This is a genomic window from Rhizobium sp. SRI_017 (genome assembly GCF_057586295.1).
The window spans coordinates 329,366-345,657 of the sequence record NZ_JBYCZP010000001.1; the positions used below are offsets into that span (position 1 = coordinate 329,366).

Consider the following 16,292-nt stretch of genomic DNA (forward strand, 5'->3'; position numbering starts at 1 on the left):
TCATGAGCGGGGGTGAGGGATATGGCTGCACCTAACTGGAATTTGACCCAGGTTCTCAATCAATTGAACTCCGGCGATACATGGTCCGGCAACCAGATTACCTATTCCTTTCCCGCCACTGCGGCGAACAGCAACACCGGGGGTGGTGAAGGCGGTGGCTTCCAACAGCTGTCAGCGCTTCAGATCCAGTTCGTCGAATATTCGCTTGCTTGTTGGGACGACCTGATCGCGCCGGATTTTGTCGAAGGAACCGGCAAGACCGATATCGAAGTTTCCAACACCACCACCGGCATCGACTATGCCCATGCCTATTTCCCCAATGTCGGCAGCGTATGGTTCAATCCGGGCTTTAACGATCTGACCAATCCGGTCATCGGCGAGTATGGATACGGGACGATCATTCACGAACTCGGCCATGCGCTCGGGCTCGAGCATATGGGTGACTATAACGGCAGCGGCAACTGGACGCCCTCGAGCTTCCAGGACACGTCGGTTCTTTCCATCATGTCCTATTTCGGACCGGACCAGGGCAGCGACGACGGCAAGAACGATGTGATGTGGGCCGACTGGGTCAAGGGCGGCGTGACCTACGCCGCGCAGACGCCGATGCTCAACGACATCTATGCCATCCAGACCATGTATGGCGTGGATACCACGACACGGACCGGCGACACGGTTTACGGCTTCAACAGCAACCTCACCGGCACCGCGGCAAAATTCTACGACTTCGACGTCAATGGCAATCCGATCCTCTGCCTCTTCGATTCGAGCGGCATCGACACGCTCGACCTCAGCGGGTTCAGCACGACCTGCTCGATCTCATTGGTCGCGGGCACCTTCTCGGACTGCAACCAGATGACCAACAACATCTCGATCGCCTATTCCGCTGTCATCGAGAATGCCGTCGGCGGCTCGGCCAGCGATACGATCGTTGGAAATACTGCCGACAACGTGCTGACAGGCGGCGGCGGCAACGACACGATCGACGGCGGTGGTGGCGACGACATCGTCGTTTTCGCCGGCGCCTTTGCCAACTACACTATCACACAGAACGGTACCGGCTCATATACGGTGACCGACAAGGCCGGCACCGAGGGTACGGATTCGCTGTCTTCGATCGAGACGCTGCGCTTCAGTGATCGCGACTTCGGCGGAAGCACGACCGCGCCGACCGTGGCAGTGGCGATCGAGGATCAAAGCGCCGACCCTGACATGCCCTTTGCCTTCATCGTCCCGGCAGGCTCGTTCACCGATCCGAACGGCGACACGCTGACTTATACGGCCACGCTCCAATCAGGCGGCGCGCTGCCTTCCTGGCTCAGCTTCAACGCGACCACGCGCAGCTTCTCCGGCACGCCCGACAGTGGGGACGTCGGCATTCTTTCCATCGTGGTGACGGCGAGCGACGGCAGCGAGACAGCGTCGGACACGTTCAATCTGGTGATCGGCGATGCGGGTGGCTCCGATATCGTCGGAACGACGGGCAACGACCCCGACCTTTCCGGCACTGCCGCCTCCGAAAATATCTTCGGCCTGGCCGGCAAGGATACGATCTCGGCGGGCGACGGCGATGACGTCATTGTCGGCGGAGCGGGCTTGGACGCACTCTGGGGCGAATCCGGCGCCGACACCTTCGCCTACAACTCGGTCGGCGAATCGCCATGGAAGAATGGCAAGTTCGACACGATCATGGATTTCAGCCGTGCCGAGGGCGACAGGATCGATCTCAGCGCCATCGACGCCAACACCGGCAGGAACAATCATCAGGACTTCAAATTCGTCGGGAAGAGCAGTCACCTCAGCGACCGGGGCGAGCTCGACTACTGGATCGAAAAAGGCAGCACGTACATTTATGGCTATACGGATGCCGACAAGAACCCGGAATTCTTCCTGGTCATCGATGGCGCAGTGAATCTCAAGGCCAGCGACTTTATCCTCTGACACGACGGAGGACTATGCTCCGGGCATCGCCGATGCCTGGAACCTTCCAGTCTTAAATGGAGGCTCCGATCCAGTGTCTGCCGGCTCGATCCATGGACCGGGCCGGCGTCACACAAAAGATCTTACCAACGATCACTGGTCACCGGCACTTGCCGATATTGTAGTTGGTCCATTCCATGCCACCGCTGCGGCTCATGTTGCTGAACGTGATATCGCAGGTAAAGCGGCGGCCGGAGAAGCGCGCAAGCTTATTGTAGCTCGCCCGATCGTCCTTCTCCCAAATCTGCGACCGGATGATGTAGTCGCCCGGATGGCTGGCGCGGTCGCATTTCAAGACGACGAATTTCTTGCCGCCATGTGTGGAGGCGACGACTGAGCACCTCCCCTTCTGCGTATCCGCCTGGGCGACTGCGCCATGGGTGACAATGCTGCTCGTGACGGCAGCAACGAACATAAGTGTCCTATGCATGCGAACTCCTGAAAGACTGACGGGCGAGACATGTACTTGAAATTTGCCATCATCAACCCCCGGTATGACTCGAGCGACTTCGAAATCTTTGCGCGATCTCCGTCTCAAGGCTGTGGCACAGGAGCTGCGAAAACCTCGACCTGCTAAAACAAAAGCGATGGTATTCGGAAGTAGACCGTGCTTCCCACGAACTGGCCAGCCCTGTCACAAATGCGACAACCCGCTCGCATTAAGTCAATTATGGTCCCTCTCCATAAGCATATTTGAAATGTTGGTGCACATCGCATCAATACCTTGTGGAGAAAAGTGGAATGGCTGTAGACTGGACTCTCGGACAAATACTTGAGCAGCTGGATACTGGCAATCATTGGGCCAATACCCAGATAACCTACTCATTCCCGACATCAAGCACATTCATGTATACTGGCGGCGGCGAAGGCGCGGGTTTTCGCTTTTTCTCCGGCAACCAGATCACCATGGCCGAGTCCGCGCTGACCAGCTGGGACGACCTCATCAATCTCGATTTCGTTCGCGGCACAGGTTTCACCGACATAGAGTTCGGCTACACCACGACAGGCATCAACTTTGCCCATGCCTACTATCCGACCAATGGCAGCGCCTGGTTCAACGCCAATGATGCCAGGCTCACCAACCCGACGCTCGGCCAGTACGGCTACGAGACCTTCATCCACGAGATCGGCCATGCGCTCGGGCTCAACCACATGGGCGACTATGATGCGAGCGACCCGGGCTCGATCCGTCCCTACAGCTTCCAGGACAGCACGGTGTTCTCCGTCATGTCCTATTTCGGCCCGTCGCATTTCGCCGGCCAGGGCGAGGTCCAATGGGGAGACTGGATCAAGGACGGCATCAGCTTTTCGGTGCAGACGCCGATGGTCAACGACATCATGGCCATCCAATCGATCTATGGCGCAGACACGAGCACCCGCAGCGGCAACACGGTCTATGGCTTCAACAGCAATATCACCGGATCCGCCTCGACCTTCTACGACTTCACCAAGAACGGCAATCCGATCCTGTCGATCTATGACTCCGGCGGCATCGATACGCTCGATCTGAGTGGATATTCCACAAGCTGCAACATCTCGCTCACGGCCGGCTCTTACTCCGACTGCAACGAGATGACCTTCAATATCGGCATCGCCTATACCGCTGTCATCGAGAACGCAGCCGGGGGTGCCGCCAATGACACGCTCACCGGCAATGGCGTCGACAACCTTTTTACCGGCAATAGCGGCAACGACCTGATCAAGGGCGGCGCCGGCGATGACATTGCGGTCTTCACGGGTGACTTCGACGACTACACCATCACGGTCAATGGCGACGGCTCCTACACGGTGACCGACAATGCCGGCAATGACGGCAGAGATACGCTGACCTCGATCGAGTTGCTGCGCTTCCGCGACCGCGATTGGAGCGAGGGCGACAACCCCGACACCGCGCCGGTACTCGCCCAGCCGCTGGATGACCAGAAGGCCGATGCCGACGCGCGCTTCACCTTCACCGTTCCCAACGGCGCCTTCACCGACCCCAACGGCGATGCGCTGACCTATTCGGCGACGCTGGCGGGCGGTGGCGGCCTGCCGAACTGGCTCAGCTTCAATGCGGCAACGCGGACCTTCTCGGGCACGCCTGGTGATGCCGATGTCGGCACGCTTTCGATCGTTATCGCCGCGAGCGACGGCACGGAGAAGGCTTCGGATACGTTCGAGATCGTCATTGGCGGCGGCAACCCCGACCCCGATCCGGGCACTGGCGAGGATATCGACGGCACTTTCGGCAATGACGATATCGCTGGTACGGATGCATCCGAGCGCATCTTCGGCCTGCTTGGCGACGACGACATCATGGCCGGCGCCGGCAATGACAGGATCTGGGGCGGCAGCGGTTCCGATTTCTTGTGGGGCGAGTCCGGCGCGGACGCGTTCGCTTTCGACTTTGCGCGGGAATCGCCGTGGAAGGCTCGCAAGTTTGACGTGCTGATGGATTTTGACAGCGCCGAAGGCGACAAGATCGATTTGAGCGCAATCGACGCCAACTTCCTGAAGTTCGGCAATCAGACCTTCGTTTTCGAGGGCAGCGGCAACGGTTATGCGGGGCGCGGCCAGATCGACTACAATTTCTACAACGGTGACACGCGCGTGTTCGGCTATACCGACCGCGACAAGGATCCCGACTTCTATCTGGAGATCGAAGGCATCGTGAATCTCGAGGCGAGTGACTTCATTCTCTGACTTCAACTGGCGGGACTGCCAGTTGCGGGGCGGTGGCGAGGACAAGCGCTGCTGCCCCAACCTCTTTATGGCTCAACCCCGAGACATCCCGTCAATAACTTGGAAACCACCCTATAAAAGTACCACGCGCCGTTAAATTATCTCTCACGATCCCCCGTCTAATATCTGGCAGTCGACGAAACGCGATCGGGGGAAATGCGCATGGCTACGAACTGGACCCTTACGCAGGTTCTCAATCAGCTCAATTCGGGCAGCCTGTGGTCCGGCAATGCGATCACCTATTCCTTTCCCACCACGTCGACCAACATGTATACGGGCAGTGGCGAGGGTGCCGGTTTCAGCGCCCTGTCCAATCTCCAGATCACAATCGCCGAATATGCCCTGACCGGCTGGGATGACCTGATCGCGGCGACCTTCGTCGAGGGTTCGGGCAAGACCAATATCGAAATCGCCAATACGACGACTGGCATCGATTATGCCCATGCCTATTATCCGACCACCGGGTCGGTCTGGTTCAATTCCGGTTATGATGACGTGGCGAACCCCGTGGTCGGCGACTACGGCTTCGGCACCTTCATCCACGAACTCGGCCATGCGCTCGGCCTCGACCATATGGGCGAATATAACGGCGGTGGCAGCTGGGAGCCGTCGAGCTATCAGGACAGCACCGTCCTTTCGATCATGTCCTATTTCGGCCCGGACCACTATGACGGCGAAGGCAAGGTCATGTGGGCGGATTGGGTCAAGGGCGGCACGACCTATTCGGCCCAGACGCCGATGCTCAACGACGTCATGGCGATCCAGGCCATGTATGGCGCCGACACCACGACCCGCACCGGCGGCACGGTCTACGGCTTCAACAGCAACATCACCGGCAATGCCGGCAAGATCTTCGACTTCGACGTCAACGGCAATCCGATCGTCTGTATCTACGACGCCAGCGGCAGCGACACGATCGATCTCAGCGGCTTCAGCACGAAATCCACGATCTCGCTCGTGGCCGGCACCTTCTCCGACTGCAACGAAATGACCAACAACATTTCGATTGCCTATACCGCAACGATCGAAAACGCGGTCGGCGGTTCCGGCAATGACACGATCACCGGCAATGATGTCGCCAACATCCTGACCGGGGGCCGCGGCAACGACACGATCAACGGCGGCGATGGCGACGACGTCGCCGTGTTCTCCGGTGCCTATGCCAATTACACCGTCGTCTCGAACGGCAACGGCTCCTACACAGTGACCGACAATGTCGGCAATGATGGCAACGACACGCTGAGCTCTATCGAGACATTGCGGTTCAGCGACAAGGACGTCACCGATGGCGGAACCGACAGCGACACCGCTCCGGTTCTTTCGGTTGCACTGGCAGACCAGAGCGCGGATCCGGACAGCGTCTTCATCTTCTCGATCCCGACCGGCTCGTTCACCGACCCGAACGGCGACGCACTGACATATTCGGCAAAGCTCTCGGGCGGCGGCGGCCTGCCCTCGTGGCTCAGCTTCGATGCCACGACCGCGACCTTCTCGGGTATGCCGGGCACCGGAGACGCCGGCACGCTCTCGGTCGTCGTCACGGCCAGCGATGGCAGCGAGACGGTCACCGACACATTCGAGATATCCGTTGGCGGTGACGATGGCGGCGGCTCCATCATTCTCGGCAACAAGCGCGGCAACACCCTTTATGGAGCGGATGCCGCAGAAACCATCCGCGCACTGGGCGGCAAGGACAAGATCTTTGCAGGCGGTGGCGCCGATACGATCGAAGGCGGCGTGGGGCGCGACCTGCTGTGGGGCGAGTCGGGTGCCGACATCTTCAAATTCGACAACAAGAACGGCATGGACGATATCAAGGACTTCTCCCTTGCCGATGGCGACAGGATCGATCTCTCGGGGGTCAGTGCCATCACCAGCTACACCGATCTGATCGACAACCACCTCTTCACCTACAAGGGCGACGCCTACATCAAGATCGCCAACGGCAACGACATCCTGGTCGTCGGCGTCGATGCCGCCGATCTGATGAGCGAGAGCAACTTCATTTTCTAAGATGTCGGACGAGGGCCTACCAGCCCTCTTCCAGAACCTTCGCCACCATGTCGACGAAGAAGTCGGCGCTTTCGCGGGTCAGGCAGAGCGGCGGCTTGATCTTGAAGACATTGAGGTGATCGCCGGTCGGCTGCATGATGACGCCGAGATCCAGCAGCCGGTCGCAGATCGCCATCGTTTCCCTGGTCGCCGGCTCCAGCGTCTCGCGGTTGCGCACCAGTTCAAGGCCGAGATAGAGGCCCATGCCGTGGACGGCGCCGACGATCGGGAAGCGCTGGCCGAGCGCGACCAGCCGCTCCTTGAGATAGTTGCCGACCTCACGGGCATTGTCCTGCAGCTTCTCGTCGGCCATGATATCGAGCACGGTCGTTCCGACGATGCAACTCACCGGGCTGCCGCCGGCCGAGGAGAAGAAATAGCCCTCGCGCTCGAGCGAATCCGCGATAGCTCGCCTGGTGATGACAGCGCCGAGCGGGTGGCCGTTGCCCATGCCTTTGGCGATGGTGATGATGTCGGGCGTGACACCCTGCTCCTCGAAGCCCCAGAAATAGTGCCCGAGCCGGCCGTAGCCGACCTGCACCTCGTCGGCGATGCAGACGCCACCGGCTTCGCGCACCATGCGATAGACTTGCCCGAGATAGCCCTTCGGCAACGGAATGCCGCCAGCATTTCCGTAGACGCTTTCGGCGATGAAGCCGGCCAGCGTCTGGCCATGCTCCTGGAGCCGGGCAATCGCCTGCACCACGGAGGCGACATAATATTCTGTCGTATCCTCGCCGCGGAACGGGCCACGATAGGTATTCGGCGCCATGACCGGATGCACCCAGGCCGGCCGCGTCTCCAGCGCACGGGGATTGTCGGCGGTCGAGGTCGAGACCGCGTCCGACGCCACCGTCCAGCCGTGATAGGCCTCCAGAAGGCTGATGATGTTGTGGCTGCCGGAATGCGCCCAGGCAAGCCGGAGCGCTAGATCCACCGCTTCCGACCCCGAATTGACGAGGAACACGGTGTCCAGCCCCTCCGGCGCCAAACCGGCCAGCCGCTCCGAGAATTCGGCGACGCCGGCATAATGGAAGCGCGAATTGGTGTTGAGCCGCGCCCATTGCCGCCGCACCGCATCAACGAGTCGCGGATGGCCATGGCCGGCGATGGTGACATTGTTGACCATGTCGAGATAGGCCCGGCCGGTCACGTCATACATATGCTCGCCGCGGCCGCGTTCGATCTGCGGCGGGTTCCTGTAATAGTTCTTCTGCGGTCGGGCGAAATGCGCGTGGCGCGAAGCCAGCAGCGCCGCGCTGCGCAATCCGGGCGCCGCGCAATCAAATCCGAGCACGGCGCTCGGATCGAGAAACACCGTGCGCCAGGCCGTTGCCTGCTCCGGCTGGCAGAACGCGACCGGCGTGGCATTGGCATCGCTGGCGAGCCAAAGCCGAAGCAGGCTCCCATCGCCAACCGTGCCGATCTCGCGCCCGGCGACTGTTTCGCCGGTCACTGCATCGCTGAGGCCTTCGAGGAAAAGCGCCTCGCCGTCACCCGCCAGCCGGTGCATTCCATCCCCCGTGGCCGATAGCTCACCCTCGAAAGGTGCGGCGACCCGCGTGCCCGCGGGCAGGCAGAGATCGACGAAAAGCGCATGCGTGGCGGGCGCCGAGGACGAACACGCGACGGTCTGCGAGAGGCGGTACTCGCCATAGCGCGTCGCGGCATAGCCGGTCTCGATCGCTGCGGAACGAAGGATCGTCTGGTCTATGCCAGGCAAGGTCCAGGCAAAGCTGTCCCAGTGATCGGACTGCGGATCAAGCGCCAGGACCTTCACCGTATCGAGCGGGATCGCCGGCAACAATGGCAAGTAGCCGCGCACCTCTACGGGCGCGTCGTGGCCGAGCGCCTGCCGGATGGCCGCCAGCATCACCGCATGCGGCACCGAGGTCGCGACGCGAAAAATCTCGCGCTCGTGCTCCAGGTTCTTCAGCACATAGTCATTTTCCGGATCAATCGAGAGCTGCTGTTCGCCGCTCGCCACGAGCAGGCAGGCGCGCTGGACGATCAGGGGCCAGAGCGCGGCGATCTCGTCCTCGTTCAGCGGATAGACAGCCTGGAAGGCGCGGATGGCAGGCAGGATGTAGAGCGGATCGCCGTCGGCATGATGCAGCAGCGCAGCACAGCAGACGGCGAGCTCGCCCGCCACCCAACCGTAGATGACATCGCCGAAATCGATCACGCCTTCGGGAATCAACACACCATCGGCATCGGGCTTGGCGACCACATTGTCGTCGGTGATATCATGGTGGATGGCATGGATGCGGAGCGACGGCGCGCGTGCCTGCACAAGCCGATCGGCCGCGAGCAGCACGGCACGGACATGGTCCCGAATCTCAGCATCTCCGACCTGCGGCAGCATGTGCTCGGTGACCTGCACCACGCGACGAAGGTCCCATTGCATCGAGCGGTCAAGGCCCGGGTGGCGAAGATCGGCAAGGCCCTTGGCGACGCCCGCCGCGAGCGTACCCATTGCCTCACGCGTCTTCACCGGCAGGAATTTTCGGCGCGTCAGCGGTTCGCCATCGAGGAATTCGAGGAGCCGCACGAGGTAGCCTTCACCCCGGACGGAGAGCTCCAGGATCTCCTGGCCATCGACCGATTGGCCGACGCCGGGCACGCGGAGCACACCCTTGCTGCGCAGATGCTTCATCGCCGCATTCTGCGCATCGAGCTCGACGGCACCATAGGCAGCGCGGTTGATCTTCAGCACATAGGCACCGCCGTCGACGGTGATGCGGAAATTGCGATCCTGCTGGCTGCCGAGTTCGGCCAGGCGTCCGGTAAGACCATATTTCTCGGCCAGGATGGTACCTGCGTCGACGGCGGAGATGTCGGGTCGCGGAAGGTCCGCGCGTTCCAGGGCGGCCGTGTCCAGCATGACGAAATCTCCCAAGGCATTTTCTTGTCGTATTTTTTCAGCTTAGTTCTAACCACATAATAAATTCAACCGGCCGTATACTTATACCAGTTAAGGCGGGATATCATCACGACCCGGAGCACCAACGGTCCAGGCATGGAACAAAAACCTCGAAAGCGGCACGGTGCGCTGATCTTCTCGCTGGTCTTCCTTGCCGTCGCGGGCGGGATCGCCGCAACGGTTCTGCTTGCCAACAACAAGCGAAACCTGCGGGTCGTGCTACGGGAAATCGGCTACGAGACCCGCACGATGGTGATTCCCAAGAAGCCCGAAGTGATGGAGAAATTCAAAGGCAAGCGGATCGACGGCGCAGAGGTGCAAGTCCCGGCCCAGATGTTCCTGCCGCCCGTGCCGGCATACGACAGCGCCTTCCTGCGCACGCTCGAGAAGAAGGATGGAGAAGGCCTCTGCCAACTGCTCCGCAAGGAAGGCTTCGACATGACCGCCTGGGCGGGCGGCGCCTTTTCACCCAGTGTGCTCGAATGCTCCTACGAGACCTCGGTTCCCAATGCCGAAGAGCCCGACGACCCCTCGACCTTCTTCATGATGATCAAGGGCAGCGCCGCAGGTGACCTGCTGTCGGCGCGCGCCAAGATCGTCATCACCGACACCGACGCCCAGGCCGAACTCGCCAAGCGCGCCGCCGACGCGCTCAAGGCCTTCGCGCTCCACACCCACTGGCTCGACCTCGCCGACGGGCTCGCAAAGGTTGCCTCCCTCGAGGCGTTCACTATTTCCAGCCACGGCATCACGGCAAGATTCCAGGGCGAATTCTCAGGCCCCGGCCGCTACAACCTCATCCTCTCGGCGTCCTCACCACTGACCTTGCCCCAACGCCGTACGCAGTTCTATTTCGAGCGCAAGCGCTACTGGCCGCTGCTGCCGGAGCATGGCGGGCCGAAGGTGGTGGCGAAGCAGGATGCGGTTGAGGGGTAGCGGGCTTTGAATTGCAGCAATCAAGCCGACCCATGCAGCGCGAATCTCCCAAGCCCTTGTTTCTTGGAAGCTTATGCCACTACAGCCACCCGCCATCATGCTATGACCCCTGAGAAAGCATTCCAAGAGGACCAGCATGGCAACAACTTTCACACCCCTAGCCTCCGCCCTGGGCGGCATGCTGATCGGCCTCTCGGCCTTGCTCCTCCTGCTCTTCAACGGCCGCATCGCTGGGCTATCGGGCATCATGGGCGGACTGCTGCCACCGTTCCCGGGTGACTGGCGGTGGCGGCTCGCCTTCATTGGCGGTGCCATCCTTGGAGCTGCGCTCTATATGGCGCTCACCGGCCCGGTGGCCTTTGCCGTTCCGGCCGGTACGCTGGCGCTGGCGCTTGGCGGCATCGTGGTCGGCATCGGCGTGACTTTCGGCAATGGCTGCCCGTCGGGCCATGGCATCTGTGGCATCGGACGGCTGTCACCGCGCTCGATCGTCGCAACGCTCACTTTCATGGCGGCGGCGCTGGTCACCGTCTTCATCATCCGCCACATGCTCTGAGGTCTCTCGATGAAATATCTCTCCTCCTTCCTCATCGGCGCAATTTTCGGTGTCGGCATCGTCATTTCGGGCATGGGCGATCCGGCGAAAGTGCAGAACTTCGTCGACCTGTTCGGCACTTGGGATCCGAGCCTGACCTTCGTCATGGGCGGCGCGCTGCTCGTCTTCCTGCCTGGCTATTTCCTCCTGGTGCGTCCGCGCACGGCGCCTATCCTCGAAGCCGAATTCCGCCTGCCTCAGCGCAAGACGATCGACGCGCGGCTGCTCGGCGGCGCGGCGGTCTTCGGCGTTGGCTGGGGCGTGGTCGGCTTCTGCCCGGGTGGTGCCATCCCGATGGTCGGCACGCTGGATGGACGGGTCCTGCTGTTCATCGCCGCGATGGCTGCAGGCATGCTGATCGCTCGCTTCGCATCCGGCATGCTTTCCGACAGAGAGCGGGCGTCCGCAGAGGTTGCCGCCTCCGGCTGAGATCAGGCGTGCATTTTGGCACCCTTGCTGATCTTGTCCGCCACCTTCTTCGGCGCGCGGAAAGCCAGGCCTACGAGCTTGGCATCATCAGGGGCGAACTCGGCGAAGACAGCGCGGTTGGCGGTATCATGGCCGGTCGCGAACATTTCCTCGATATAGGCCGAGGCGCGAACATCGAGTTCCAGGCATTTGTGCTGCGCCTTCGCCATGGTCGTCGCATCAGCGGACAGGACCACCATCGGCTGGATGCTCATCGGATTGTAGAGATTGCCCGCCCGGTCGCGATAGGCCTCGCCGATGATCGCAGGCTCGGCGCCGACAATGCCGCTCGCGAGGAAGGCCGTGACATTCAGCCCCTGCCAGGGCTTGAGATCGTCGCGCAGAATAATCACTATCTTGGTATCGAACACGCTATCGCCTTTCCGGTGGAACATCAGCATGCAGCAAATAGCCCTGCCGGACCGAAACGGTCTTGAACGTTTGTGCGAGGGGGGCGAGCACATCCTGCATGATGCCGCACTCGACGGCATCGAGCGGATAGAAGCGGCGATCTCACGCTACAGCTACGAGCCGCACCGGCACGACACCTATGCGATCGGCGTGACGCTTGAGGGCGTCCAGACCTTCTTCTATCGCGGCGCCCGGCGCGCCTCGATGCCGGGCCAATGCCTGATCCTGCATCCCGACGAAATTCATGACGGCGCCGCCGGCGGCGAGGCAGGCCTGCGCTACCGCATGCTCTATCTCGACCCGGGCGTTCTTGCAGGGGCGCTCGCGCCACTTGGCGAGACGCTGCCCTTCATCGCCGACCCCGTGGTCAACGATCCCGAATTGCTCAGGCTCTCGCTCTCGATCCTTGCCATCGAAGACACGAAATTCGCCCGGCTGGAGATCGACGGGCTGGTCGCGGAGCTCGCGCCTGCACTGCTGCGACTTGCCGGAGAGAGCCGGCCGAAATCGTCGGCAAAGCCGATCAACCGCCTGCACAGGGTGCGGGACTATCTCGAAGCCAACCGCTTCTCCCAGGTCGGCTCCGACGAGCTCGAAGACGTCGCCGGTCTCGACCGCTACACGATCGCCCGCCAGTTCCGCCGGCAATTCGGCACCAGCCCGCATCGCTACCTGCTGATGCGGCGTCTCGGCAGCGCCCGCGAACGCATTTCGCTCGGCGAGCCGCTCGCCGACATCGCCGCCGATACGGGTTTCGCCGACCAGGCGCATTTCTCCCGGCATTTCAAGAAGGCCTATGGCCTGACGCCCGGCCGCTGGGCGCAGCTGACGATGCGGGCATAAAGCCCTTTCCATTTCCGCAGAAACGCTCTAAGAACCCGGCCAACATGCGCACGGCACGGTTCTGGTCCATATCCCGAATTATTTGCCCGGCCCTCGCCGCCTGATTGGCGGAGCGAAGGTCCGGGACTTGAGGCGTTTCGCCTAAAAAGCCGATCATCACAGATTTCCAGACATCACGCGCCGGCCCCGCCGCGCCCGCTCAAAATGGTCTTGCAATGAACGAAGCCACCGACAAGAACGATTATTCATCCACGCTCTATCTGCCGCAGACGGAATTCCCGATGCGCGCTGGCCTGCCCCAGAAGGAGCCCGAGCTGGTCGCCAAGTGGGAGAAGATGGAGCTTTACAAGAAGCTCCGCGCTTCCGCCGCCGGCCGCGAGAAATTCGTGCTGCATGACGGCCCGCCCTATGCCAACGGCAATATCCATATCGGCCACGCCCTCAACAAGGTGCTGAAGGACGTCATCACCCGCTCGTTCCAGATGCGCGGCTACGACTCCAACTACGTCCCGGGCTGGGACTGCCATGGCCTGCCGATCGAGTGGAAGATCGAGGAAGAGAACTACCGCTCCAAGGGCAAGCAGAAGCCCGACCTGAACGACCCCAAGGCCATGGTCGAGTTCCGCAAGGAATGCCGCGCCTATGCCCAGAAATGGATCGACGTGCAGGGCGGCGAATTCAAGCGCCTCGGCATCATCGGCGATTTCGACCAGCCGTATCTGACGATGAATTATCACGCCGAGTCGCGGATCGCGGGCGAGTTGCTCAAGATCGCGCTGTCGGGGCAGCTTTATCGCGGCTCCAAGCCGGTGATGTGGTCGGTGGTCGAGCGCACGGCACTGGCCGAGGCCGAGGTGGAATATGCCGAGGTCGAGAGCGACACGATCTGGGTGAAGTTTCCGGTGGTGTCTCCTGACCAGACAACACTCGGACGGGGCGCCCCGCTTGAGGACGGGAAGCCGATGCCAGAGATGAAGCTGGTGGATCTTACCGGCGCATCAGTGGTGATCTGGACGACTACGCCCTGGACCATCCCCGGCAATCGCGCGATCTCCTATTCGTCACGCATCGAGTATGGTCTTTTTGAGGTCTCAGCGGCGGAGAACGATTTTGGCCCTCAGCGCGGTGAACGGCTGATCTTTGCGAAGCGTCTTGCCGAAGAGGCGGCCGCCAAGGCAAAACTCAAGCTCGATCTGGTTTCGAACCTGGACGCTACCAAATTTGACAACGTCGTTTGCGCCCATCCCCTTAAAGGTCTCGGCGGCGGTTATGAGTTCCCCGTACCCCTTCTAGATGGCGACCATGTCACCGACGACGCCGGTACCGGCTTCGTCCATACCGCCCCCTCACACGGCCGAGAAGACTTTGAGGCGTGGATGGATCAGGTGCGCGTGCTTGCCGCCCGCGGCATCGAGACCAAGATCCCCTTCCCCGTCGGCGACGATGGCTTCTACACCGAGGACGCCCCCGGCTTCGGCCCGTCGGCCGAGGGTGGCGCGGCACGCGTCATCGACGACAACGGCAAGAAGGGCGATGCCAACAAGCGGGTCATGGATGCGCTGATCGCGGCAAACATGCTCTTCGCCCGCGGCCGCATCAAGCACGACTATCCGCATTCATGGCGCTCGAAGAAGCCGGTGATCTTCCGCAACACGCCGCAATGGTTCGTCTATATGGACAAGGACTTCGGCGACGGCACGACGCTGCGCAGCCGCGCGCTGAAAGCCATCGACGACACCCGCTTCGTGCCATCGGGCGGCCAGAACCGGCTGCGCGCCATGATCGAGCAGCGCCCCGACTGGGTTCTGTCCCGCCAGCGCGCCTGGGGCGTGCCGATCTGCGTCTTCGCCGATGCCGAGGGCAACGTGCTGCAGGATAGCGAGGTCAACAAACGCATCCTCGACGCCTTCGAAAAGGAAGGAGCCGATGCCTGGTTTGCGGAAGGCGCCAAGGAGCGCTTCCTCGGCAACGGGCACGACCATGACAAGTGGCAGATGGTGCGCGACATTCTCGACGTCTGGTTCGACTCGGGCTCGACGCATACCTTCACCCTCGAAGACCGCCCGGACCTCAAATGGCCGGCCGACGTCTATCTCGAAGGCTCCGACCAGCATCGCGGCTGGTTCCATTCGTCGCTGCTCGAAAGCTGCGCCACGCGCGGCCGCGCGCCCTACGACGCCGTCATCACCCATGGCTTCACCATGGACGAGCATGGCCGAAAGATGTCGAAATCATTAGGCAACACCGTCGTGCCGCAGGACGTCATGGCCCAGTCCGGCGCCGATATCCTGCGCCTCTGGGTGATGAACACCGATTACTGGGAAGACCAGCGTCTCGGCAAGACGATCCTGCAGACCAATATCGATGCCTACAGAAAGATCCGCAACACGCTCCGCTGGATGCTCGGCACGCTCGCCCACGACGAGGGCTGGGAGATCGGCTACGCGGAACTGCCGGAACTTGAGCGTCTCATGCTGCATCGGCTCTCCGAGCTCGATCAGCTGGTTCGATCAGGCTATGACGAATTCGACTTCAAGCGCATCACCCGTGCGCTCTCGGACTTCGCCAATGTCGAGCTGTCGGCCTTCTATTTCGACATCCGCAAGGACGCACTCTATTGCGATGCGCCGTCGAGCGCCAAGCGCCGTGCCAGCCTCTATGTCATCCGCAAGCTGTTCGATTGCCTGGTGCTGTGGTTCGCGCCGATGATGCCATTCACGACCGAGGAAGCGTGGCTCAGCCGCGATCCTTCGGCGGTCTCGGTCCATCTCGAACAGTTCCCGGCGATTCCGTCGGAATGGAAGGACGAGGCGCTGGCCGAGAAGTGGAAGAAGGTCCGCGCCGTGCGCCGTGCCGTCACCGGCGCTCTCGAAATCGAGCGCAAGGACAAGCGGATCGGCTCTTCGCTCGAGGCGGCGCCGCAGGTCTTCGTGTCCGATGCCTCGCTGCATCAGGCACTCGAAGACCTCGACTTCGCCGAGATCTGCATCACGTCGGATATTGCGGTGATTTCGGGCGAAGCCCCGGCCGAGGCCTTCCGTGCCGATGACGTCGCAGGTGTCGCCGTGGTTCCCTCGCTCGCCGAAGGCACCAAATGCGCCCGCTCCTGGCGCATTACCAAGGATGTCGGTTCGGATGCGGAATATCCTGATGTCTCGGCGCGCGATGCGGCTGCATTGCGCGAAATCAAGGCTCAGAAAGCCGCCTGAGGCTGATCAATCGGCAACAGAAGGCGCGTTTCATCCACGCCTTCTGTTGCCGCGCAGCCCTAAACATTTGCGCTTTTGTGACATCTCCGGTAAAAGCCTGCCTGAAAATGGCCGGATTTCTGCGTCAATCGCGGAAACGGGCTGTTAACTT

General features: G+C 61.5%; 11 protein-coding genes. 8 read left to right on the plus strand and 3 right to left on the minus strand.

Translation table 11 applies throughout. The features are described from left to right. The first annotated feature begins 21 nt into the window (after positions 1-21). Positions 22-1,941 (plus strand): M10 family metallopeptidase C-terminal domain-containing protein, encoded by a 1,920-nt coding sequence (locus AC2YI2_RS01660; RefSeq protein ID WP_487384677.1) that lies wholly within the window; start codon positions 22-24, stop codon positions 1,939-1,941. A gap of 139 nt (positions 1,942-2,080) precedes the next feature. Here the strand turns inward: AC2YI2_RS01660 and AC2YI2_RS01665 are convergent, their stop codons facing one another. Further along, the gene (locus AC2YI2_RS01665; RefSeq protein WP_487384678.1) at positions 2,081-2,410 is read right to left on the minus strand and encodes a hypothetical protein; all 330 of its coding nucleotides are present in this window, start codon (positions 2,408-2,410) and stop codon (positions 2,081-2,083) included. Positions 2,411-2,721: 311 nt separating this feature from the next. Between AC2YI2_RS01665 and AC2YI2_RS01670 the strand changes: the two genes are divergently transcribed. Both AC2YI2_RS01670 and AC2YI2_RS01675 read left to right on the plus strand, forming a co-directional pair. Continuing rightward, a complete protein-coding gene (locus AC2YI2_RS01670) occupies positions 2,722-4,665 on the plus strand; it encodes a M10 family metallopeptidase C-terminal domain-containing protein (RefSeq protein ID WP_487384679.1) in 1,944 nt (647 codons plus the stop codon). A gap of 201 nt (positions 4,666-4,866) precedes the next feature. Continuing rightward, on the plus strand, positions 4,867-6,717 hold the full coding sequence (locus AC2YI2_RS01675) for a M10 family metallopeptidase C-terminal domain-containing protein (protein WP_487384680.1): 1,851 nt from the start codon (positions 4,867-4,869) through the stop codon (positions 6,715-6,717). Positions 6,718-6,733: 16 nt separating this feature from the next. On the opposite strand, the gene AC2YI2_RS01680 is transcribed toward AC2YI2_RS01675, so the two are convergent. Continuing rightward, positions 6,734-9,640 carry an aminotransferase gene (locus AC2YI2_RS01680; protein ID WP_487384681.1) on the minus strand — a complete coding sequence of 969 codons (2,907 nt, stop codon included), beginning with the start codon at positions 9,638-9,640 and terminating at the stop codon, positions 6,734-6,736. 135 nt (positions 9,641-9,775) lie between these two features. Between AC2YI2_RS01680 and AC2YI2_RS01685 the strand changes: the two genes are divergently transcribed. The 3 genes from AC2YI2_RS01685 (at position 9,776) to AC2YI2_RS01695 (ending at position 11,639) form a co-directional block, all read left to right on the plus strand. Further along, positions 9,776-10,615, plus strand: coding sequence for a DUF6030 family protein (locus AC2YI2_RS01685; protein ID WP_487384682.1), 840 nt, complete (start codon positions 9,776-9,778; stop codon positions 10,613-10,615). Between the two features lie 136 nt (positions 10,616-10,751). After that, positions 10,752-11,171 carry a YeeE/YedE family protein gene (locus AC2YI2_RS01690; protein WP_487384683.1) on the plus strand — a complete coding sequence of 140 codons (420 nt, stop codon included), beginning with the start codon at positions 10,752-10,754 and terminating at the stop codon, positions 11,169-11,171. A 9-nt stretch (positions 11,172-11,180) separates the two neighbouring features. After that, entirely contained in the window at positions 11,181-11,639 is a 459-nt protein-coding gene (locus AC2YI2_RS01695; RefSeq protein WP_487384684.1) for a DUF6691 family protein, read from the plus strand. A gap of 2 nt (positions 11,640-11,641) precedes the next feature. On the opposite strand, the gene AC2YI2_RS01700 is transcribed toward AC2YI2_RS01695, so the two are convergent. Then, the gene (locus tag AC2YI2_RS01700; protein ID WP_487384685.1) at positions 11,642-12,049 is read right to left on the minus strand and encodes a DUF2000 family protein; all 408 of its coding nucleotides are present in this window, start codon (positions 12,047-12,049) and stop codon (positions 11,642-11,644) included. 28 nt (positions 12,050-12,077) lie between these two features. Here AC2YI2_RS01700 and AC2YI2_RS01705 point away from each other — a divergent pair, with 28 nt between their 5' ends. Both AC2YI2_RS01705 and ileS read left to right on the plus strand, forming a co-directional pair. Continuing rightward, a complete protein-coding gene (locus tag AC2YI2_RS01705; protein WP_487384686.1) occupies positions 12,078-12,932 on the plus strand; it encodes an AraC family transcriptional regulator in 855 nt (284 codons plus the stop codon). A 215-nt stretch (positions 12,933-13,147) separates the two neighbouring features. Further along, positions 13,148-16,141, plus strand: a complete 2,994-nt coding sequence (gene ileS / locus AC2YI2_RS01710) for an isoleucine--tRNA ligase (RefSeq protein WP_487384687.1) — start codon at positions 13,148-13,150, stop codon at positions 16,139-16,141. Positions 16,142-16,292 lie beyond the last annotated feature (151 nt).